This window comes from Bacillus norwichensis, assembly GCF_014836955.1.
GTDB classification, from domain to species: Bacteria; Bacillota; Bacilli; order Bacillales; family Bacillaceae_C; genus Siminovitchia; species Siminovitchia norwichensis.
Genome location: NZ_JACSPV010000016.1, coordinates 60,631 through 83,135 on the forward strand (window position 1 = coordinate 60,631; position 22,505 = coordinate 83,135).

At 40.3% G+C, this 22,505-nt stretch carries 17 protein-coding genes; 14 read left to right on the top strand and 3 right to left on the bottom strand.

Annotated features, from left to right (window positions below; all coding sequences use genetic code 11):
• The first annotated feature begins 62 nt into the window (after nt 1–62).
• Nucleotides 63–1,019, top strand: coding sequence for a TRM11 family SAM-dependent methyltransferase (locus tag H9631_RS11045; RefSeq protein WP_191812746.1), 957 nt, complete (start codon nt 63–65; stop codon nt 1,017–1,019).
• 248 nt (nt 1,020–1,267) lie between these two features.
• Here H9631_RS11045 and rluF read toward each other — a convergent pair whose 3' ends face one another.
• Nucleotides 1,268–1,975, bottom strand: coding sequence for a 23S rRNA pseudouridine(2604) synthase RluF (gene rluF / locus H9631_RS11050; protein WP_191812748.1), 708 nt, complete (start codon nt 1,973–1,975; stop codon nt 1,268–1,270).
• Between the two features lie 513 nt (nt 1,976–2,488).
• On the opposite strand from rluF, the gene H9631_RS11055 reads away from it, so the two are divergent.
• From H9631_RS11055 to H9631_RS11080, 6 genes are all read left to right on the top strand, one after another.
• Nucleotides 2,489–2,770 (top strand): DUF2325 domain-containing protein, encoded by a 282-nt coding sequence (locus H9631_RS11055; RefSeq protein WP_191812750.1) that lies wholly within the window; start codon nt 2,489–2,491, stop codon nt 2,768–2,770.
• 36 nt (nt 2,771–2,806) lie between these two features.
• Nucleotides 2,807–3,271: a flavodoxin gene (locus H9631_RS11060; RefSeq protein WP_191812752.1), complete on the top strand. Its 465-nt coding sequence runs from the start codon at nt 2,807–2,809 to the stop codon at nt 3,269–3,271.
• A gap of 455 nt (nt 3,272–3,726) precedes the next feature.
• Nucleotides 3,727–4,734, top strand: a complete 1,008-nt coding sequence (locus H9631_RS11065) for an ATP-binding cassette domain-containing protein (RefSeq protein WP_191812754.1) — start codon at nt 3,727–3,729, stop codon at nt 4,732–4,734.
• A complete protein-coding gene (locus H9631_RS11070; protein ID WP_191812756.1) occupies nt 4,731–5,546 on the top strand; it encodes an ABC transporter permease in 816 nt (271 codons plus the stop codon). The genes H9631_RS11065 and H9631_RS11070 overlap by 4 nt, the downstream gene beginning before the upstream one ends.
• Nucleotides 5,547–5,816: 270 nt before the next feature.
• The gene (locus tag H9631_RS11075) at nt 5,817–6,497 is read left to right on the top strand and encodes a response regulator transcription factor (protein WP_191812758.1); all 681 of its coding nucleotides are present in this window, start codon (nt 5,817–5,819) and stop codon (nt 6,495–6,497) included.
• Nucleotides 6,498–6,514: 17 nt separating this feature from the next.
• The gene (locus H9631_RS11080) at nt 6,515–7,567 is read left to right on the top strand and encodes a sensor histidine kinase (protein ID WP_449727654.1); all 1,053 of its coding nucleotides are present in this window, start codon (nt 6,515–6,517) and stop codon (nt 7,565–7,567) included.
• A gap of 348 nt (nt 7,568–7,915) precedes the next feature.
• Here the strand turns inward: H9631_RS11080 and H9631_RS11085 are convergent, their stop codons facing one another.
• A complete protein-coding gene (locus H9631_RS11085) occupies nt 7,916–11,068 on the bottom strand; it encodes an ATP-binding protein (RefSeq protein WP_191812762.1) in 3,153 nt (1,050 codons plus the stop codon).
• A gap of 422 nt (nt 11,069–11,490) precedes the next feature.
• Nucleotides 11,491–12,843 carry a YjiH family protein gene (locus H9631_RS11090; protein WP_191812764.1) on the bottom strand — a complete coding sequence of 451 codons (1,353 nt, stop codon included), beginning with the start codon at nt 12,841–12,843 and terminating at the stop codon, nt 11,491–11,493.
• A 445-nt stretch (nt 12,844–13,288) separates the two neighbouring features.
• Here H9631_RS11090 and H9631_RS11095 point away from each other — a divergent pair, with 445 nt between their 5' ends.
• The 7 genes from H9631_RS11095 to H9631_RS11125 all read left to right on the top strand — a co-directional run bounded on the left by H9631_RS11095 (nt 13,289) and on the right by H9631_RS11125 (nt 22,502).
• On the top strand, nt 13,289–14,443 hold the full coding sequence (locus tag H9631_RS11095; protein WP_191812766.1) for a CaiB/BaiF CoA transferase family protein: 1,155 nt from the start codon (nt 13,289–13,291) through the stop codon (nt 14,441–14,443).
• Between the two features lie 15 nt (nt 14,444–14,458).
• Nucleotides 14,459–15,601 (top strand): acyl-CoA dehydrogenase family protein, encoded by a 1,143-nt coding sequence (locus tag H9631_RS11100; RefSeq protein WP_191812768.1) that lies wholly within the window; start codon nt 14,459–14,461, stop codon nt 15,599–15,601.
• Between the two features lie 54 nt (nt 15,602–15,655).
• Nucleotides 15,656–17,320 carry a urocanate hydratase gene (gene hutU / locus H9631_RS11105; RefSeq protein ID WP_191812769.1) on the top strand — a complete coding sequence of 555 codons (1,665 nt, stop codon included), beginning with the start codon at nt 15,656–15,658 and terminating at the stop codon, nt 17,318–17,320.
• Nucleotides 17,321–17,396: 76 nt separating this feature from the next.
• Complete coding sequence (gene hutU, locus H9631_RS11110; protein WP_191812791.1) at nt 17,397–19,037, top strand: urocanate hydratase; 1,641 nt, start codon at nt 17,397–17,399, stop codon at nt 19,035–19,037.
• A 20-nt stretch (nt 19,038–19,057) separates the two neighbouring features.
• Entirely contained in the window at nt 19,058–20,704 is a 1,647-nt protein-coding gene (locus tag H9631_RS11115; RefSeq protein WP_191812772.1) for an AraC family transcriptional regulator, read from the top strand.
• A gap of 28 nt (nt 20,705–20,732) precedes the next feature.
• The gene (locus tag H9631_RS11120) at nt 20,733–21,506 is read left to right on the top strand and encodes an electron transfer flavoprotein subunit beta/FixA family protein (RefSeq protein ID WP_191812774.1); all 774 of its coding nucleotides are present in this window, start codon (nt 20,733–20,735) and stop codon (nt 21,504–21,506) included.
• 12 nt (nt 21,507–21,518) lie between these two features.
• A complete protein-coding gene (locus H9631_RS11125) occupies nt 21,519–22,502 on the top strand; it encodes an electron transfer flavoprotein subunit alpha/FixB family protein (RefSeq protein WP_191812776.1) in 984 nt (327 codons plus the stop codon).
• The last annotated feature ends 3 nt before the right edge of the window (nt 22,503–22,505 follow it).

A 22,505-nucleotide genomic window follows, 5' to 3' on the forward strand; every position in this document is an offset into this window, starting at 1 on the left:
ACAGTCAATTAAGACCATATCTATTGCCTTAAATAATTTGAAAGGTTAAAGGATGAGAACGATTGGATAGTACACTCAAAAAATTGCCGACCTATTTATATACATACTCCTGCAATGGGGGAGAACATTCTTTATGTGCTTTGGAGGCCCGTACATTGTTTGGAGCCGAGCCTCAAGATAACCTAGTGAAAAGCCATGTAATGATTGATCCAAGCCGAAGTCCGTTTATTAAGGAAAGAATTTCTGTCATTTATGAGGTGGAAAGCCTTCAAGAGCTTCTCAATCAAGTGGAGCTCTTACAAATAGCATGTGAAACATTTAAAGTAGTCTATGTGAAAAATGAAGGCTCATCAAAAACGGAAAAGATAGGGTTTGAGAACAGACGTGCAATTGAGAAGGAAGTCGGGCTACACATCAATGGTGAGGCTGCTCTTGAGCACCCAACAAGACTGTTCGGTATTATGGTTGTGAACGGAAGATGGATTTTCGGTGATTATGTTAAAAGTGAACCGATTTGGCATAGACATCAACAAAAGCCTCATAGCTACTCCACTGCGCTGAACACACGCGTAGCCAGAGCCATTGCAAACATCGCTGTTCCCGAACCAGGCGGAATAAAAGCCATCGACCCTTGCTGCGGAATCGGGACTGTTCTGGTGGAAGCTTTATCCATGGGGATTGATATTGTGGGAAGCGACAACAATCCTCTTATCCTCAATGGCGTCAGAGAGAATATCGCTTATTTCGGGCTTTCGGGAGAAGTGACCTTCACAGACATCCGTGACGTTACTAATCACTATGATGTAGCGATTATCGATTTACCTTACAATTTATGTTGCGCCATCACCCCTGAGCAGCAGAAAGAAATACTCAGTCATGCACGCAGGATTGCTCAGAAAGCCGTATTTGTAACTGTTGAACCAATTGATGACATCCTGCTAGAAGAGGGATTTTCTATTATCGATCGTGCTGCTGTTAGCAAAGGGAGGTTCACACGCGAAGTGATTGTATGTGAATAAATTTCCTTAGAAATGAAAACAGACTGTAGACAATATGTAAGCTTGTCTACAGTCTAAAGCTAATAATAAGTCAAGCTTTATTTAAATTATTGTGTCTCCAGGGTAACTTCGTAGCCTTTGAATAAGGAACAGACTTGTTTTTTCAACTAAGTCCTTTTACTGAATTTCATTAATAGCCCTGTCCGTGTTCTGTTATGTGAAAAAATAAAGATGCTAGTCATTCTATCTGAGCTATAATTCTGCGATTTTCACCATTCTTTTGGCTCATAGTCTAAGTCTCTGAACAATTGACTTCGCTCTTTCTTGGTTAAGTCTCTCCATTGCCCAGGAGGAAGGTTGCCCAAATGAATATTCATGATCCGGATTCTTTGCAATCTGTAAACGTTGTACCCTAATTCTGCGCACATGCGGCGGATTTGACGATTCAGCCCTTGCGTTAAAATGATTTTAAAATCAAATTTTGATAATTGGACGGTTTCACAAGGAAGTGTTGTCGTACCTAAAATCTTTACACCTTCAGACATCCCCTTCAAGAACTCAGGAGTAATCGGCTTGTCTACTGAAACGATATATTCCTTTTCATGCCTGTTTTCAGACCGCAGAATTTCATTAACAATATCGCCATCGTTCGTAAGAAGGATTAAACCCTCTGAATCTTTATCCAGGCGCCCGATATTAAATATTCTTAATGGATGGTTGACCAAATCAACAATATTCCCCTTTACACCTTTTTCAGTTGTACTTGTGATGCCCACTGGCTTATTTAAGACAATATAGACATTATTCCTTGCTACTCGGATGGGGTTTCCATCTACTCGAACGTCATCCCCAGGTTCAACTGAACTGCCTATTATGGCACGTTTCCCATTAATAGTAACTCTCCCATCGGCAATTAATTTGTCCGCACCTCGTCTGGATGCTTTTCCGGCCTCTCCTATATATTTATTAATACGCATGTTGACACACCCTTAACTAGATGATTATTTTATTAGTCACCTAACTATATTGCATTCTTGGAGTAAAATCACAAAACACTTAATAGATAAAAGCTTAATCTAAATAAAGTAACCGTGTCACTGTAAGATTTGCAGGCAGAATGAGCCACTGATTATTATGGGAAATTTTTTTCTATTTATTTTTTGTTACGCGGCTTTACTATCGCATCAGAACAAAGATAGCATGGGCTCCTTCTTTGTCTCCTTTACTTTAGGTAAAGGTTTTTAATTTGTTAAAATACAAACCAACTATTGACAATGAGAATCATTTTCAATTAAAATGATAATTAGATAATGATAATAGTTCTCATTTAGATGATTTAGATAACCTCAAAGAAAAACAAAATGAAGGTAGAACACTATAGGCGTTATGGTTTTATGATTGTTGGTAAGACTATAGCAACAATATAACTTATGTCCGATGCCACGGCTCAAATGAGGTTTTAAAATAATTAAAGTTATGGGGGAGGAAAAATGCGCTCTTTACTCATCGTAGGGGCCGATCATTTAGGTATTATTCCTGAAAAATTATCGTCCCTAGGATTTGATGAAGTCCTACATATTAACGGGAGAAAAGCACAAATGGTCAAAAAGTCTATACCGGAAAATACAGGTTATATTTTAGTGTTAACGGATTATGTGAATCATAATTTATCAACAGCAATCAAACAACGAGCCAAAAAGCAGGCTATTCCTATTTTTTATGCTAAGCGTTCTTGGTGTTCAATCTTTAAAGCACTTAAAAATATAATTTAGTTTTTGGATAATATGATTATTTGAAGGGGAGTAAAAATGTCAAAGATCATTTTGGTTTTTACCAGTATGAGTGGAAATACGGAAATGATGGCAGAGGCAATTGCTGATGGTGTAGGAGAGGCAGGGAGAAAATTAGACGTAATAGATATAATGGACGGCGGGGAGGCAGCTGACCTAGAAAACTATGATGGGATTTTGCTCGGAACTTACACATGGGCTGATGGAGAATTGCCTGATGAATTTTTGGATTTTTATGAAGAGATGGATAATGTTAATTTAACAGGAAAGAAAGCGGCGGCTTTTGGTTCTTGTAATTCAGCTTTTCCGCAATACGGTGCAGCGGTTGACACTTTAATCGAAAAACTCGAAGACAGAGGAGCGCAAGTGTTTTCAGAAGGATTAAAAATCGAGCTAACACCAGATCAGGAAGATAAAGAGCTCTGTCGTGAGCTGGGAAAGAGTTTTGTTGCATTTTTAAATAAATACATTAGTGTTGCTTAAACCCTCTTCAGCCTTTGTTAAATAAAGGTCTTGAAAAAAGTTAGCAGAGACATGAGCGGCCGCTTTTTACTTCAGCTATGAGGCGATAGGGAGATGTGGGCACCTAGTGAGATCTTTCCAAACAGTTTGTTCCGCGACCACGCTCAGTTTTGGATACGGCCTTCAGTTCTTTTACCCTCAAATAAATACTTTAGCAGGGCATTCTTTATAAAGAGAATGCTCTTTTTTGCTCATCTTTCTAGATGTCCTATCTCAAGCCACAAGTCTACATATTTCAGCTCCCACAATCGCTCCGATCAATGTAATCTAGAAAATCTCAATAAAACGAAATACCTGCTACTCGCTAGATCAATGTTTTATTTATAACCATATGTCATCTTTGTTCATATTGAGTTCATAAATGTAATTTATCATCCTTTATATTATCCGTGTTACATGAAAAAGGAGGATTTACTTTGGGGAATAGACAAGGAAGAAAGCCCTTGACTGCCAATGGTGATTGGGCAGTTGAAGCAAGTGGATTGGTCAAAACGTTTGGTGACAATCGTGCGGTAGATGGGGTAAATCTGAAAGTACCAGCCGGCTCCATTTACGGGGTGCTTGGTCCAAATGGCGCAGGAAAGACCACTACGATCAGAATGCTAGCGACGCTGCTGCGGCCGGACGAAGGCTCGGCTCGCATCTTCGGGTATGATTCAGTGAAGGAGGCGCAGATTGTCCGTCAATTGATTGGAGTGACTGGTCAGTATGCATCAGTTGATGAGTCACTTAGTGCTACCGAGAATCTGGTCATCTTCTCTCAATTATTGGGGCTGGGGCGTGCAGAGGCTAGGAGAAAGGCAGCGGAATTATTAGAAGAATTTGGACTATCAGAAGCCGCTAAGCGCCCATTGAAAAATTTCTCAGGTGGTATGCGCCGCAGGTTGGATTTGGCAGCAAGTCTCATTGCACAGCCGCCACTCATCTTTTTAGATGAACCGACTACGGGGCTAGATCCGCGAACACGCAATCAAATGTGGGAGACGATGCGCCGATTGGTGAAGGAGGGTTCAACTGTCCTGTTAACAACCCAATATCTTCAAGAGGCGGATGAACTTGCTGATCGGATTGCAGTTATCGATCGTGGCTGCGTTGTTGCAGAGGGAACCGTGGATGAACTGAAAGAGACAATTGGTACTTCATCGTTGTATTTAAGTATGAAAAATCCACAAGACATACAGAGTGCTCGTCAGATTACTGATCGAGTCCTGAAGGTTGAGTCATCTGTTTCATCAGAAGGTGGAAAAATTATTGCACCAATGGCAGATGCTGATCGAGTTACTGATCTGCTAATCGGTCTTCGTGATGCAGGAATTCAATTGGCAGAATTAAGTGTGCAGAAACCAACCTTGGATGAGGTCTTTCTCGCCATAACCGGGGAGGATGCTTCAAATAAATCGGAAAAAGAAGGTGAGAGAGGATGAAAAGCACTGCAATTACACCGGTTGCTGAGCGTAGGCTACGTAATAAAACGAGCTTTGGCCAGTCTGTAAGTCATTCGTTGACGATGGCCTACCGTGGTCTTTTAAAGATTCGCCGTACGCCTGAACAATTATTTGATGTGACACTTCAGCCAATTATCTTCACTTTAATGTTTACTTATATTTTTGGCGGGGCAATTTCTGGAAACGTACAAAATTATTTGCCAGTCATTATTCCTGGTATCCTTGTTCAAACGGTCATCACGACTTCAATCGTCACTGGAGTCCAATTACGTGAGGACATGGATAAAGGCGTATTTGATCGATTCAAGTCACTGCCTATTGCGCGAATCTCTCCGCTGGCGGGCGCTCTGTTAGCAGATACCATTCGGTATACAATCGCATCTGTGCTGACCTTTACCATGGGCTATATTATGGGCTATCGACCTGATGGAGGGATAGGCCATGTTGCTATCGCCGCACTTCTTGTGATCGTCTGTTCTTGGGCAATCAGTTGGATTTTTGCCTTTTTTGGTGTGATCGCGCGTACAGCATCAAGTGTTCAAGGTATCTCAATGATTGTGCTGTTCCCACTCACTTTTGTTTCCAATGCATTTGTGCCGGCTGAGACGATGCCTAATTGGCTACAATGGTTTGTGAAGATCAACCCAATCTCGCATCTCGTCACTGCTGTCAGGGAACTGACCAACTCTGGAACCATCGGTTTGGACCTGACGCTCTCACTTATTGGTGCCGCAATCATTGTCGCCATTTTTGCACCACTTACCGTCCGTGCCTATATGCGAAGGACTTAATTGTATGAAAAAGCCATGTGTTGACATCACATATTGACTGTCATACTCTTTATTTAACTTTATTCAGCACAAGTCTCTCACTTCTGTAAGTAGTGAGATGAATGCGTATTGGTATTCCAATCAGTGGGGTTCAAACCCCGGCTGAATGAAGTGAAAGCCTCCAGCGGATACAACAGATTTTCAGGAAAAATTTATCGGGCTTAAGCTCGACAAAATCTGGGCGTAAATACGTCAAGGCGCATTTGATTAAATTATAGGGGAATGAACACAGTGACAAAAATATTAATTGTGGATGATGACCCTCATATTCGTGAATTAATACGCGTTCTTCTGTCTGAGGAAGGTCTAATGGTTATAGAAGCTGCAGACGGGGAAGAAGCATTGTCTATACTCGAAACAAATAAAGTTGAGCTCATTATTCTGGATATTATGATGCCAAACATGAACGGGTGGGCTTTTTGCCGTGAAATAAGAACCTATTATTCCGATACACTTCCAATCTTAATGTTAACGGCAAAAGGGGAGACAGCTCAAAAAGTAAAAGGATTTGACCTTGGGACGGATGATTATATGGTAAAGCCGTTTGCTGCGGCTGAGCTGGTTGCGCGAGTAAAAGCATTACTGAAACGTTATAAAATCACCGTTTCTAACCAAATCGAATTAGGAAATGTCGTGATTGATCGAACTTCATATAAAGTCTATTTTGAAGATCATGATCTGACCTTGCCTCCTAAGGAGTTTGATCTGTTGTTCACACTGGCCACACACCAGCAGCAGACTCTTTCCAGGGAACAATTAATAGAAGATATTTGGGGATTTGATTACGAGGGGGATGAACGAACTGTTGATGTTCACATTAAACGTTTACGGCAGCGATTTTCCTATGACGGTTGTCCGTTTAAAATTACTACAATCCGTGGACTAGGTTATCGGTTGGAGGTGACTCCTTGAAGCTGGATGAATGGATAATGAAAGCTTTAAAATTTTTAGCTGTCATAATATCTCTGCTTTTATGCTGGTCCTTCGCTTATTGGCTAGCGTCTTGGTTTTTTGGTGCCATTCATTATACTCCTTCTGATTATGTAAGACAGTTACTCGTCTCCATTTTGGGATTTTTCCTGTTTGGTTGTTTGGTGTTTGTGATCACAAATATTAAATGGGTAAAAAATCGCCAGGAACAATTTTTGCATCCAATCATTCAGGCGATGAAAATGATGGCAGAGGGAAATTTCAATATTGATCTTTCTTATTATCACTATCAATTCCAAGGGCGTGATCATCCCTATTCCAAGATTATTGAAAGCATTAGTGATATGGCAGATAAACTGGGAGCAATGGAGGAAATGCGGCAAGAGTTTATTTCGAATGTCTCACATGAGATCCAGTCTCCTTTAACGTCCATTAGCGGGTTTGCCCATGCGTTAAAAAATGACGAGCTAAGCCCAAATGAGCGTAAACATTATTTAAACATTATAGAATTGGAAAGTATTAGGCTTTCAAAGTTAAGTGAAAATTTATTAAAGCTCACTTCTTTGGAGTCTGATCACATTCCTTTTGACCAGCAAAGCTATCGATTAGACCGACAGCTTCGGCGAATCATTCTTGCCAATGAACCACAATGGACGGAGAAGGACATGAACATGGATATTTCTCTTGAAGCGCTAACCATCACTGCCAATGAGGACCTGATGGATCAAGTGTGGATTAACTTACTTCATAATAGTATTAAATTCACTCCTAAGGGAGGCACCATCACGGTCGAAGCAATCAAAACGGACAATAATAAACTAAAGGTAACAATAACAGATACCGGAATTGGCATGAATAAAGAAGCACTCATGCACATATTTGAGCGATTCTATAAAGCGGATCAATCAAGAAATCGCCATTCTGGAGGCAATGGTCTTGGTCTCGCCATCGTAAAAAAAATTATCGATTTGCATAAAGGTATTATTCAAGTCCAAAGTGATCCTGGAAAAGGAACTGAAATAACCATCACACTACAACAGGCATTAGAATAAATGGTTCACATGTATGTGATTTGTACATCTTTATAAATATATCAAAGGGCTCACTTCCGAGTGTTTCAATGGGAGTGGGCTTAAATTTTTACGAGAAATAAGTATTCCTATAGAGATTATAACCATTATCTAAAAGCCTATAATTTGGATAGGTGACCAAGAGTTCTTCTCAGCTAAACTATTAATGTTCAATGGTGGAAGAGCAGCGGTATGTAAATTAATGCAATACCACTCATTCATATTTGTCTTTTACCCGCAAAAGGGGGCGCAATATTCACCAGGGATTCCTCGTGACATAAAAGTTGGGCAACCCTGCTTAAAAAATGGTTGCCCAGCTTAATTTAAAGACTAATTATGTGTATCTGGAATCATAAAGGATACAGTTGTCCCTTCATTGGGCTTGCTTATAATCGATAAGCCCCTGCCGTATAATTGTGTTAGGCGTCTGTTTGTATTAGAAAGTCCAATTCCACCCGTTTCTTTTATGGACAGGTTCAGCAGATGATTGATCCTTTCTTGTTCTATCCCTATACCATTATCTTTTACTTCAATGAGTGTAAAACTTTCCTGGTGGACAATTCGAATATGAATTGTTCCCCCTTGGATTTGCTTGAGAAGTCCATGCTTAACAGCATTTTCAATCAAAGGCTGTATGGAAAGTGGTGGAAGACGCAAGCTTATATCGGGCTCAACCTCCCATACAATAGACAATCTATTTCCAAAACGTTCCTTTTCAATATACAGATAAGCCTCGGAAAGCTTCAATTCATGCTCCAGCTCAACGAATTCCCCTGTGTTAAGAAAGTTAAAACTAATCCGCAAATAGGATGCGAAGGCATCTCCCAGATTTCTCATTCTCTCTGGATCAATATGGCTAAGTGCCATAAGGGAATTAAGTGTGTTAAACAGAAAATGAGGATGAATCTGAGCTTGTAAATAGGCGGCTTCCATTCGTAATCGCTCATTTATGGATTGTTTTAGCGTAATGAGGGATCTGATTCGATATCTTAGCTCCAGGGCGTCTACAGGCTTGGTAACATAGTCGTTTGCTCCAGAAGAAAATCCAGTATAAATATCAGTAACCTGACTTCGAGCAGTCAGCAGTAAAATCGGAAGCTCTGATAAGGAGTACTGCTCTCTTATTTTACTTGTTAATTCGTACCCGGACATGTGCGGCATCATGACATCAGCGATTACCAGATCCCACTGCTTTGTATCTAATAACTCCAGTACTTCGTGGGATGATTGAACCGTAGTAATATGATATGAATCCGTAGAAAGGATGCTCACAAGCACTTTCAAATTAATGGGATCATCATCCACTATTAGGATTTTCGCTTTACTGTTCACTAATAATGGCGGTATCGCTTCAGTAGCGGCTATTTCATTGATAGCCGTGTCTGAGAAAAGGAATCCGGGAGATTCATCCTTCGGCCAATCTTGAACTGAATAAGGTTGCTCTGTTTGTTTAGATGAAGGAGCCTTCGATATATCCGTCACCTCAGCTAACGGAAGATCAAAACTGAAAACGGATCCTTCACCAAGTGTGGAACTAACGGTTAAAGTACCTCCATGTAATTCAACCAATTGTTTGCTTATGTTTAAACCAAGGCCAACCCCTCTGCCGTCCTTACTGCTATTGGGCCCTTGTTCGTAAGGAAGAAATAACTTCTTCAACGTTTCCTCATCCATTCCAATCCCGGTATCAGAGACTTGTATTATGGCCCGACCGTTCTTTATTTCGGCAGAAATAGAAATTGTTCCTTTTTCCGTAAATTTGAGGGCGTTATGTAATAAGTTATACAAAATTTGGACCAATCTTTTCTCATCTGCCAGAACTGCGGGCATTGAATCAGAAATATGGGGGGTTAACTGGACGGACTTACCTTTAGCCATATATTTCAACATAGCGATAACACCAGGAACGATAGATTGAATGTGCAAAGGAGATTGTTGCAGTACAATGCGATGTTCCCGAAGACGTGCAGCATCTAGAAGGTCATCTAGCATATAAGACATGCGGCGGCTTACGTATACAAGTAACTCCATATCCTTAACACTACTGGCATCCATCCTGCTTTTTTCCTTAGTGATAACGGTTTGTGCAATGTTGGTAATACCGTGCAGCGGCGTCCTTAGTTCATGTGATGTATTAGCGAGAAACTGGTCCTTTACCTTGTTGGATCTCTGTAGTTGCTCAGTGAGTTCGGCATTCTCATGGCCTTTGCGAAAGTATTGTTTGAACCAATACGATGAAAACCCAGTAATAGCCACGATAATATCAATCGGGTAATAAACCGTGGTGATATTCATATAATGATCCACTTGGCTCCAAATCAGGTTAGATAAGATACCTGCAGCAGATAGGAGCAAAAATACAATATCCTTGTATGTTTGATGTTTAAAAATCATCGTTCCTATTGTATGAATAAACCAAGCAAGTGGAATCCCATAAAATATATTAAAAATGTTGTAATGGACTATTCCATTTACCCAAGAAGCAGGTGAAACGATGAAAAATCCAGTAAGTCCTGTTAGCGCATAAATATAAATCCTGATCCATCTATTTCGCTGTGGAGCCAATGCAAACTTTCTGAAAATAAGAAAGGTTAAGAGGTTTCCCCATAATAAAGAGAGCAGCTTGATTTTAAGTGCCCATGAGTAATTTAAGGGCAGCCAGAGTAAAAGGATGTTATCATTACCAATCATAATGGATATTCCAGTTGCCAACATGAGCAGAAATGCAATGAAAAACGCTCGTTCATTCCGATTAAAAAAATAAAGAATACAAGCATATAATCCGTGAAGCATTAGGATAAGAAATGTAGTGAGCTGAAAGCCGATGGAATACCAACGCACATAATCAATCGAGGCCTGAGAACCAAAACGGATGGACTCCAAGATACCCCCATTAAAAGGATTGTCGAAATTGGATACATGGATAATCAGCTCGATTTCTTTTGTACCTGTCTGCGTATAAGTCGCAGTATAAGAGGTGTTATTTGGTACATATTCACTCGCTCTCTTTGCAGGCCTGCCAAAACTGTTCTCAGCTTGTCCGTTTAATTCGACGCGGGATGCCGCTTCGAATCGTTGAAACCAGAATGCAAGGGGGACAACAGCTGGATCCATTAAAATGCGCAAACGGTATGTCCCGTGCCCATATGAAGAATTGGAGTGATTATCCAACTCTTCTTCCCAATCTCCAGGAACATGGATTTTACGGGAAGTATAATCCTTCGATTGGATATCCTCTCCAGAAATGAACACTCCAGGATAAAATTCCCATTCACCGTCTAAATAAAAGGAGGGGGAGTTTTCCAAATCTATGCCACGCAGGTCCATTACCCCATCAATGATTTGCGGCTGTTTTGATGTATAGAACAGCTTGGACCATGTAAAACGCAAGGATATGAGAATGATAAAAATTGATATAAAAATAAGTAAATAGTGTAATGAGCTTTTCTTTTTAATACGTATCATACCAAAAAAGTTCGACATAGCTTGAAAAAATTCCTTTATTTAACAATTTTTATAAGGAGATAGATTTTGAGAGGTTCAATTAATTTATGTAGATGTACAAGTGAAAATCGACTTCACTTTCATGAATAATGAATACAAAGACCCGATCAAGGTGCGAGAGTCAGCTCTAAATTCATCATTACAAAGGATTTATATCGACATTCTATCATAAAAAATGTATTCAGTAATACGTTCGTCAATTGGTATACCTATTTAAAAATAGATTAGGCCAGTCCCATTGTGCTGATAGATTCCCCTGAGGAATTTAGTTTCATGGGTTTAATGAAAAATCTGGTGGAAAGCTGTGACTCTCCACCAGATTTTAGGGAATTCTATAAAGCCCCGGAAAATGAGGCCCTGGTTAATCAGCAGGTCCTCTATTTGATAGTTGGTAAGTATAACTAAAATAATAAAAAGGCGATCGGGATAATAATGAGTAATGTTAATACTACTCGTTCAAACCAAATAATTACTAACTTTGGTACGCTGATAGGTATATCCGTGGCCAAGATACATGGGATGATAGCTGAAAAAAATAAAATGGATGAAACCGATAAAACGGCGACAATAAATTTTGTAATCAACTGGGCTTCTACAACAAGCAGTGCAGGTAAAAAAATTTCCGAAACGGATATGGCGGCTGCTTTTGCTGTTATGAGCGGTTCAGGTAACTGCAATCCCCATGTAAGAGGGTAGAAAATATAACCGAGCCAATCGAATAAAGGGGTGTAGGTTGCTAGTACAAGACCAAGCAGACCAACAGACATAATGTTAGGTAAGATGCTCATGGTCATCAAAAGGCCATCTTTTAGATTCAAAGAAACATTTTTCAACAGTCCCGGGGTGGTGTCAGCGGTATGCATTGCTTCTTTCCATGCATGCCTCAGGCGATTCTTTGTAATTATTTGTTCTGGTTGGCCTTCTCCATTTAGATATTCATCGCTCATTTTATTTAAAGGCCACATTCTGACTGTGATGGCAGTCACAACAAATGTTACAACAAGGGAAATCCAAAAAAATAAATTCCAGACATGCATTAAGTCTAATGTATTAGCAATGACAACCATAAACGTAACTGAAACGGTAGAGAACCCTGTTGCAACGATAGCTGCTTCTCGTATAGTATATTTGCCTTCGTTGAAAATTCTATTAGTTACTAACAGACCGATGGAATAGCTACCTACAAATGAAGCCACTGCGTCAATAGCGGATCGCCCGGGTGTTTTGAAAATAGGTCTCATAATCGGCTGCATGAATACCCCAACAAATTCCAAAAGGCCGTAACTGACTAATAAAGCAAGAAAAACAGCGCCGATTGGAACGAGGAGGCTTACGGGTTTGATGAGTTTTTCTACTAAAAATGGCCCCATGTCGGGATCAAACAACCAAGCCGGGCCAACATTGAAAACTATCATGGAACCTAATACGAGACCCAATAATTTTAAAATAGAAAATATAATATTTGTGATATTTTTATTCCAAGATTTATGAATGAATGGATACAGCGCACCTGCCAGTAATATCAGGAGGGCATAGATCGTTACCATTCGGGAGCTAATGCTTGAAATGCCGGTTACGATATGGTCAAGCATAATAGATGATTTTCCGTTAAGCGAGATTGGGACAAAGAACATAAAAATACCAATACTGCTATAGCCGAAAAATTTAAATACATTTGTTGGAGATGAAGCGCTTTTAATTGGTTGGACATCTTGCGGAACCTCTAACTCTTTTTTTAAAGGTGAATTTATCATATTTACAACTCCTCTTAAAAAAATTGGCCGTGATCAAAGGGAAGATGAAGAGAAATAAAGCGCTATCATTTTTAGCTGTTTGGTCCCTATGTATTTTTATTAAGTATAAAAATAGATATTGTGTAATGTAAGTTCACAAATTATCGAAATCATTGAAAATTCTACGTTCGAGGAAACTCCTTTACTTTGGTAGACAAAAGGTTCAATTTCCTTTGTTTGAATCTTAAAAAAGTACACCAATTCAAAACAAATTAGCCTGTTTTTTCTGAAAGATTTCTTTTTATACTAGAGTTAAAGATTCTATCAAGTCGTTTTTTAAGTAGATGGTTGATTTTTTACATGTTTAATCGAAGAATAATCCACTATTTCATAGAAAATACGACTGGCTCACGAATAATGCCCTTGCCATAATGTGGATACAGGGGAAAAAGGAGGAGGAAATTCATTGAAACGGCCATTGGAAAATATAAAGGTATTGGATTTCAGCAGAGTGCTGGCTGGTCCTTACTGTACGATGTTATTTGCAGACTTGGGTGCTGATGTATTGAAAGTTGAAAAACCCGGATCAGGAGATGATACGAGACACTTTGGCCCTTTTCAAAATGATGAAAGCGCTTATTTTGGTTTTTTGAACCGCGGGAAAAAAAGCATCGAGTTAAATTTGAAGGATGAAATGGACAAAGAGCTACTACTTCAATTGGTCAAAGAGACAGATGTAATTGTGGAAAATTTTAGGCCCGGAGTAATGAAAAAGCTAGGTCTGGATTACGAGACATTAAAAGAGTTAAACCCACAGCTAGTGTATACATCGATTTCTGGATTTGGTCAATTTGGTCCGTATAGCCAACGTCCCGCTTATGATCTAGTGGCTCAGGCTATGGGAGGAATGACTAGTATAACGGGTCATCCCGATAATCCGCCGACTAGAACAGGCTCTTCTCTAGGAGATATGAGTGCTGCGCTATATGCCGCGTTTGGAACTATAGTCGCTCTTTATCACCGTGAAAAAACCGGAGAAGGACAATTTTTAGATATAGCAATGGTGGACAGCATCTTTGCAATGCTCGAAACGAATGTTCTAAGGTACACTGTGGACCAAATTGTTCCATCGAGAATTGGAAGTCGGCATCCAATTAGTACGCCGTTTGATATTTATGAAGCGCAGGATGGCTACATAGTCATAGCCATTGCAAATGATCCGCTTTTTGCTCGGCTTTGCCATGTAATAGAGCGACCTGAGCTTATTGATGATCTGAGATTTTTAACTGATAGTCTAAGGACTGAACATGAAAAAGAATTAAAAGAGATTATCGAAGAATGGCTCACTTCTTACACAGTAGAAGAAGCAGAGAACTCAATGAGCGAAGCAGGAGTTCCATGTTCGCGAATCAATAGTATTAAAGATGTTGTGGAAGATGAGCATACAAAAATACGAGAAATGCTGGTGGAAGTAGATCATCCGATCGCAGGACTAATGAAAGTTCCAGGAAATCCAGTGAAATTATCATTAACTCCTCCATCCATTGACAAGGCTTCTCCTCTGTTGGGTGAACATAATGATGAGATTAAAAAGAGAGTGTTAAAAATAGGAATAGATTAAAAGCGAGGGATAAATATGGATTTTCGTTTAACAGAAGAAGAACAAAGCATCAGAAAAATGGTAAGGGATTTTAGTAGAGAAGTCTTAGCTCCAAAGGCAGCGGAGTTGGATGAAAACAACCGTTTTCCGACTGAAACGATCAAACAATTAGCAGAACTAGGATTAATGGGAATCGCCTATCCGGAAGAGTATGGAGGAGTTGGGGCTGGCTCTATTTCCGAAGCAATTGCAGTTGAAGAAATGACTGCTGCATGTGCTGCAACCGGTTCCATTTTAACTGCTCATTATTTAGGAACAGATAGTTTATATTTAGGTGCAAGTGAAGAGATGAAGCAAAAATATTTAGTTCCAGGGTTTACGGGAGAGCACTTATTTGCATTTTGTCTGACCGAACCTGGTGGAGGAACAGATGTATCATCTATGAAAACCACGGCTCGCTTAGAGGGTGATGAGTATGTCCTCAATGGTACAAAAATATTTATAACAAACGCCGGGTATGCAGACACATACGTTGTCTATGCCAAAACAGATACATCTTTGGAAGCAAGGGGAATTAGCGCTTTTGTTGTTGAAAAAGATACACCTGGGTTAAGCTTTGGAGCCGGTGATGACAAGATGGGGATTCGAGGAGCCAGAACCGATGAGGTTATTTTCGATCAATGTCGGATTCCCAAAGAAAGTATCGTCGGAAAAGAAGGTGACGGATTCAAGCTTGCCATGCAAGTAGTGGACCGTGGAAGAATCGGTATTGCCGCCATGGCCGTCGGTTTATCCCAAGCAGCATTGGATGAAGCCGTTTCCTATTCAAAAGAAAGAATTGCATTTAATCAGTCCATTTCAAAATATCAGGGAATCCAATGGATGCTGGCTGAAATGGAAGCAGAGATTGAAATAGGGCGCCTGTATACGTACTATGCAGCCAGCTTGAAAGACCGGGAAGGGTACCGTTTGTCCAAAGAAGCTTCAATAGCGAAACTGTTTACGTCTGAGGCATCTAACCGGATCGTTCATAAAGCGGTGCAAATTCATGGAGGCTATGGATACATGAAGGAATATACGATTGAGCGTCTCTATCGGGATCAACGTATATTGGAGATTTTCGAAGGAACATCCCAAGTACAAAAAATGGTTGTTTCACATCACTTGCTTGGAAAATAGCACCAAAAGTGTTCATGACAAAAGCCATAATTAAAAATAGGGGAGAACTTTAATATGACAAACCAAACGAAAAGGGTTATCAGAGCCGCCCGCGGAAACGATCTTATATGTAAGGGATGGGAACAGGAAGCAGCGCTTCGCATGCTGATGAATAATCTGGACCCAGAAGTAGCTGAAAAACCTGAAGAACTTGTTGTTTATGGCGGAATTGGAAAAGCGGCAAGGAATTGGGAGTGTTATGAGGCAATTGTTGAATCTCTAAAAAATCTTGAGAACGATGAAACGTTACTTGTACAGTCTGGGAAGCCAGTAGGTGTATTTCGAACACACGAAACAGCTCCGAGAGTGTTGATTGCTAATTCCAATTTGGTTCCTGCTTGGGCAGACTGGAATCATTTCTACGACTTGGAAGATAAAGGACTTATGATGTATGGACAGATGACAGCAGGTAGCTGGATTTATATTGGTGCCCAAGGAATTCTGCAAGGAACCTATTTAAGTTTTGTAGAGGCAGCTAAAAAAGCATTTGGAACTCCTGATTTAACAGGAAGATTTATTCTAACTGGCGGTATGGGAGGAATGAGTGGTGCCCAGCCATTGGCAGGAAAAATGGCAAAAGGGGTTATTCTTGTCGTTGAAGTAGATCGCCAGCGTATTGAAAGAAAGATTAGAGAAGGATACTGCGATTATTTTGCAGAAAATTTGGATGAAGCGCTTAAAATGGTTAAGGAGTTTACTGGAAAACAGGAACCGGCTTCCATCGGGCTCGTCGGGAACTGTGCGGATGTTTATCCGGAATTGCTTGAAAGAGGCATCATTCCGGATATTGTTACAGACCAGACGAGTGCTCATGACCCAATTAACGGTTACGTACCTCATGGCATGTCATATGATGAAGCACTTGAATTACGGAAACGGGATTCAAAAGCATATGAGCAAAAATCTATGAAGTCTATGGCAGTACATGTAGAAGCAATGCTTGGTTTCCAAAAAGCTGGAGCTGAAACGTTTGACTATGGGAACAATATTCGGGCAAATGCTCAGAAGATGGGCGTTGAAAATGCATTTGATTTCCCAGGTTTTGTACCGGCATATATTCGCCCCTTGTTTTGTGAAGGGAAAGGACCTTTTCGTTGGGCAGCCTTGTCCGGTGATCCTGAAGACATTTATAAAACAGATGAATTGGCCAAACAAATGTTTAAAGAAGACAAGTCTTTAGTTAACTGGATTGATATGGCGCAGAAAATGGTTAAATGGCAAGGGTTGCCAGCAAGAATATGCTGGCTAGGATATGGAGATCGTCACCGCTTCGCCCTAAAAGTAAATGAGATGGTGGCAAGCGGGGAATTAAAGGCGCCGGTTGTATTTGGAAGAGATCATCTTGATTGTGGTTCCGTAGCATCCCCGAATCGCGAAACTGAAGCGATGAGGGATGGAAGTGATGCGGTTGCTGATTGGCCAATTTTAAACGCACTTATCAATACATGCGGCGGAGCTAGCTGGGTAAGTGTCCACCATGGAGGAGGAGTTGGAATGGGGTACTCCATCCATGCTGGCCAAGTTTTGGTGGCTGATGGAACAAAACAGGCAGCTGAAAGGATCGAAAGGGTTTTAGTATCAGATCCTGGAATGGGCGTTGTTCGCCATGCGGATGCAGGATATGGTAAAGCCATTGAAGTAGCCAAGGAAAAAGGTGTTCAAATTCCTATGCTGCAATAGCTGAACACATTCAAAACATTTAAATGTCTTTAGGACAAACAGTAAAAAAGGGGAAAAGAAGGGAGCAATTCCGTTGATGGGAACGATTCATTCGCCTGTTGGCACAGATATTACATGTAAAACTTGGGAAACAGAGGCTTTGTTACGGTTATTACTTAATAGTCTTGATCCGAGAGTGGCAGAGAACGCTCAAGATTTTATTGTTTATGGCGGGACAGGCAAGGCTGTTCGGGATAGAAAATCCCTGCAGGCAATTATCCATGAACTTACCCATCTCGAGCCAGATCATACATTACTTATCCAATCTGGCAAGCCAGTCGCAACCTTTCGAACGTTCCCCTTTTTTCCAAGAGTTCTGTCAGCCGCCGCCATGGTGGTCCCCAAATGGGCGACTTGGCAAGCCTTTAATGAACTTGAAAAGAAAAACTTAACGATGTATGGACAGGCGACAGCTGCATCTTGGGCTTATATAGGTGCTCAAGGTGTCCTGCAGGCAACCTTTGAAACAATGGGGGAAGTGGCTGACCGTTATTTTAACGGTACATTAGCGGGCCGTATTGTTCTTACATCCGGTTTGGGAGGGATGGGTGCTGCCCAGCCCCTTTCCGTAACCATGCACGGTGGAGTATCCATTATTGTAGAGATCGACGAAGAAAAAATAAAAAGGCGCTTACTAAATAATTATTGTGATGTCATGGTTTCCTCAGTAGACGAAGCAGTTTCACTTGCAAGAGAAGCTTCGGCGAAGGGCAAGCCATTTGCGATTGCTCTCTTGGGTAATGCATCAGATGTGTATTTTGAATGTTTAAAGAAGGGGTTTATTCCTGATATTGTAACAGATCAAACGGCAGCTCATGATCTGTTGAACGGTTATATTCCCAGCGGCCTCAGCCTGGAGCAGGCTCACTTTCTGAGAAGAAAAAAACCTAAATCTTATTTAGAATTAGCTGCTGAATCGGTGGCTGGGCATGTAAAATCAATGAACCACTTTCAACAGCAGGGTTCCATTGTTTTTGAGTACGGAAATAATATACGGGCACAAGCATTGGAAAATGGATATACAGATGCATTCTCCTTTCCGGGCTTTATCTCAGAATATATTAGGCCGCTTTATTGTGAAGGAAGAGGGCCGTGCCGTTGGATTGCTTTGTCTGGAGATCCCAACGATATATATAAGATTGACGAAATGATTCTAACTGAATTTTCCGCAGACAAAAGGACTGAAAGATGGATTAATTTTGTCCAAGAAAAGATTTATTTTTATGGATTGCCTGCTAGGACCTGTTGGTTGGATTATCAAGAAAGAAGTCAGTTGGGGGAACTGTTGAATCATATGGTAGCTTCAGGCCAATTGTCCGCACCAGTAGCCATTACACGTGATCATTCTGAAGGCAGTACGATGTCGGCGCCTACAAGAGAAACTGAAAATATGCTGGATGGAAGTGATGCCATCGCTGACTGGCCTATTTTAACGGGCTTACTAAACGCAAGTGGTGGTGCATCTATGGTCAGCATTCAACATGGCGGAGGGGTCGGGATTGGGAACTCCATTCATTCGGGGATGACGGCGGTGGCTGATGGAAGTCTTGACTCTTATGAAAAGCTGAAACGATTACTCACAATAGATCCTGGTCTAAGTATTATCAGACATGCAGATGCAGGATATGAGACAGCCAAATCCATGGTAAATAAACTAGGGATAAAAAAACCGTTATAGAAATGAAAGGATGTCGCCTAATGAACCATGGTCTCTTGATTTACTCAAACGACGATACTTTAATACAAATGGTTCAGGAACTAAATAATGAGTGTGATTTCCACTTTTTGATTTATACGTGTTCTTTAGCGAATGGCAGAGGTATGATAACAGCTTTCAGCAACTATGACCTAGTAATCGTAGATTTGGATCAAACCTTTCCAGATGAAGGGCTGGAAAAAGAGATACTGCATATTTTAAAAAATGATCGTGCTCGCACTCAATTTGTATTTATGAAATCAAACCCCGGTGTAAATGAAGTGCGCGAGTTTTTAAAAGCTGGTGCAATTGACTATTTACAAAAACCACTGACAAATGACAATATCTACTATTTACTTCATGAATTTAAAAAAGAAATAATCTCTGAAGCTGTTAGAAATGCTATTTCATTAAACGGTAAGGTAACTTCTTATTTAAAAAGTAGTTTAGCATATGATCTAATCTACGGGAGTATCAAGCATTCAAAAGAGATTTGGGATCGCTGTATGTTCATTGGGCTGTCTGATGTACCTAACACTGCAATGGTCATGCACATAGATGATTTCCACAAGTTGTCCGAAAACAAAAGTAAACAATGGGAACACTCAATCCGCCACGAGATCATCCAAGGCATTCAACGATTTTTAACTGAGACAGTTAATGAAATGCTGGTAGCAGTAACAGATGCAGATAAAATTGCTGTTTTGTTGGCAAGCCATCTGAAAAGTAGCCAGAGAGAATACAAAGTAGATGCAAAAAACTTAGCAGAACAAATGAAGGACTTTGTAGTATTACACACGGGTTACAGCATTACGATCGGTATTGGAAATTATTATGAAGATGCCAGAAATCTGCATGTGTCATATCAAGAAGCGTATCGTGCTCAGGAAAATAAATTCTTTGCAGGCAAGAATACGGTTATTCATATTGATGATGTAGCTCCTTTTGTGAATGAAGATGAAACCATTCTGAACTATGATGTAATTCGTTTGGCAAGCAGAGTTACAATGGGAGATTTTGCAGGTGTCCAAAAAGAGCTCACTGAGTTAAATGAGCTTCTCTTTTCTCAAGATCATTTAAATCCCCGAGTATTCCACCTGCAAATTATTGATATTTTGACTACTTTAGCCCGAGCAGCCATACATGGCGGTTCGAAGCCGAAAGAGATTTTTTCTATGCATGCTGAATTTGATAGACAGTTAAAAAACCTGGAAAACCTTAAGGAAATAAAGGAATGGTTTGAAAAAGTTACAAATAATATGTTAGATCAAGTTTTAATCAACCACAATAAACAAGTGTTAAAGTCCGTGCAAAAAGCGATTAATTATATTGATCTACATTTTGATCAACCAATTACATTGGAAGAGGTCTCCAGCCATGTAAGTTTAAGCGCAAATTATTTTAGCAACATGTTTAAAAAAACAACAGGCTGTTCTTTAGTTGAATATATTTCAAAATTGAGGGTTGAGAGAGCCAAAGTGATGTTAATGGATTTAAGCTACACCGTTTATCAAATTGCTAATCATGTTGGTTATAATGATTCGCGGTATTTCAGCCGGGTATTTAAGTCACTCGTCGGTAAAACACCTAGTCAATACCGTAATTCGTTATTACGTCCGGGTTATAAGAAAGAAGAAACGAAGTTGTGAAGTACATAGAAACAATGGGGTGAAATCAGTGAATATATTTGTAATGATAAAGCGAACTTTTGATACGGAAGAAAAGCTCTCCATTCAAAATGGAGAAATTGTCGATACTGATGCTGAATATATTATCAATCCTTACGATGAATACGCTATTGAAGAAGCAGTTCAGTTAAGGGATGCACACGGCGGTAAGGTGACAGTTTTGACGGTTGGAGACGAAGAAGCCGAGAAAGAACTTCGTACAGCCTTGGCGATGGGGTGTGATCAGGCCATTCTGATCAATGATGAGGAACTAGAGAATGGGGACCAGATGACAACGGCCTCCTTGATTGCGACCTACCTTCAAGATAAGGAATTTGATCTTATTCTTGGAGGAAATGTAGCTATTGATGGAGGTTCTGGGCAAGTGGGCCCCCGGGTTGCTGAACTTTTGGGCATCGTTCAGGTGACTGGCATCACCGAGCTTTGTATTGAGAATGGAAGAGCGAAGGTCGTGCGCGATGTCGAAGGCGATGAGGAACGCTTGCAATTGGATTTACCTTTATTGGCAACTGCTCAACAAGGGTTGAATGAACCAAGATACCCTTCACTACCAGGCATTATGAAAGCTAAGAAAAAGCCGTTGGATACATTGGATTGGGATGAGCTGAATATAGACGAAAACGAATTAGAAACGAAAACAGAAACGATTGAAATCTTTGCAAAACCGGACAAACAGGCTGGAAAATTGTTGAATGGCGAACTGCAGACTCAAGTAAAAGAACTTCTTTCCTTATTAACAACGGAAGCAAAAGTTATTTCATAGACGGGGGTATTCATGGTGGGAAAATTTTTAGCATTTTGTGAGACTCGAGACGGGGAATTACGCCAAGTAGCTTTTGAGGCAATTTCAGCAGCCAAGAAGTTGTCCAATGGCGGTGAAGTAATCGCAGCCATACTCGGTACAAACGTATCAAATTGTATTGAAACACTTTATCATTATGGGGCTGATCGAGTGATTACAGTGGAAAATGAAGCGTTGAATCAATATACAACAGATGCTTATCAACAAGCTCTTTTGCACGTGATTGACTCCGAGAATCCGGATGGTTTTATCATGGGCCATACTGCTATAGGCAAAGACGTTTCTCCGAGAATTGCAACAAAGATCCAGGCAGGTCTCATATCTGATATTGTGAATATTGAATCAAATGGAGGAAAAGTGATCTTTACACGGCCAATTTATTCAGGGAAAGCATTTGAAAAGAAAAGAATTACGGATGGATTTCAGTTCATCACAATTCGCCCCAATAACATTAAACCGTTGGAAAAGGACGAATCCAGAATAGGTACAGCTTCTTCATTGGACATTGAAATAAAAAACATTCGTACAGTGATCAAAGAAGTTGTGCAAAAAACGGCAGGAAAAGTAGATTTATCTGAGGCAAAGATCATCGTAGCGGGTGGACGCGGGGTGAAAGGAGTAGATGGGTTTGAACTGCTTCAAAGTCTCGCTGATCTTCTTGGTGGAGCAGTAGGAGCGTCCAGAGGGGCATGCGACTCGAGTTATTGTGACTACTCTTTGCAGATTGGACAGACAGGTAAGGTGGTAACACCTGATTTATATTTTGCTTTTGGAATATCCGGTGCGATCCAGCATATTGCAGGGATGTCCAACTCGAAAGTGATTGTAGCCATAAATAAAGATCCTGAGGCACCGATATTTGATATTGCTGATTACGGGATCGTTGGTGATCTATTTGAAGTAATCCCGTTATTAAAAGAAGAGATAAAACAAAATTTATCAGTTTCTGGAGTTTAAGAA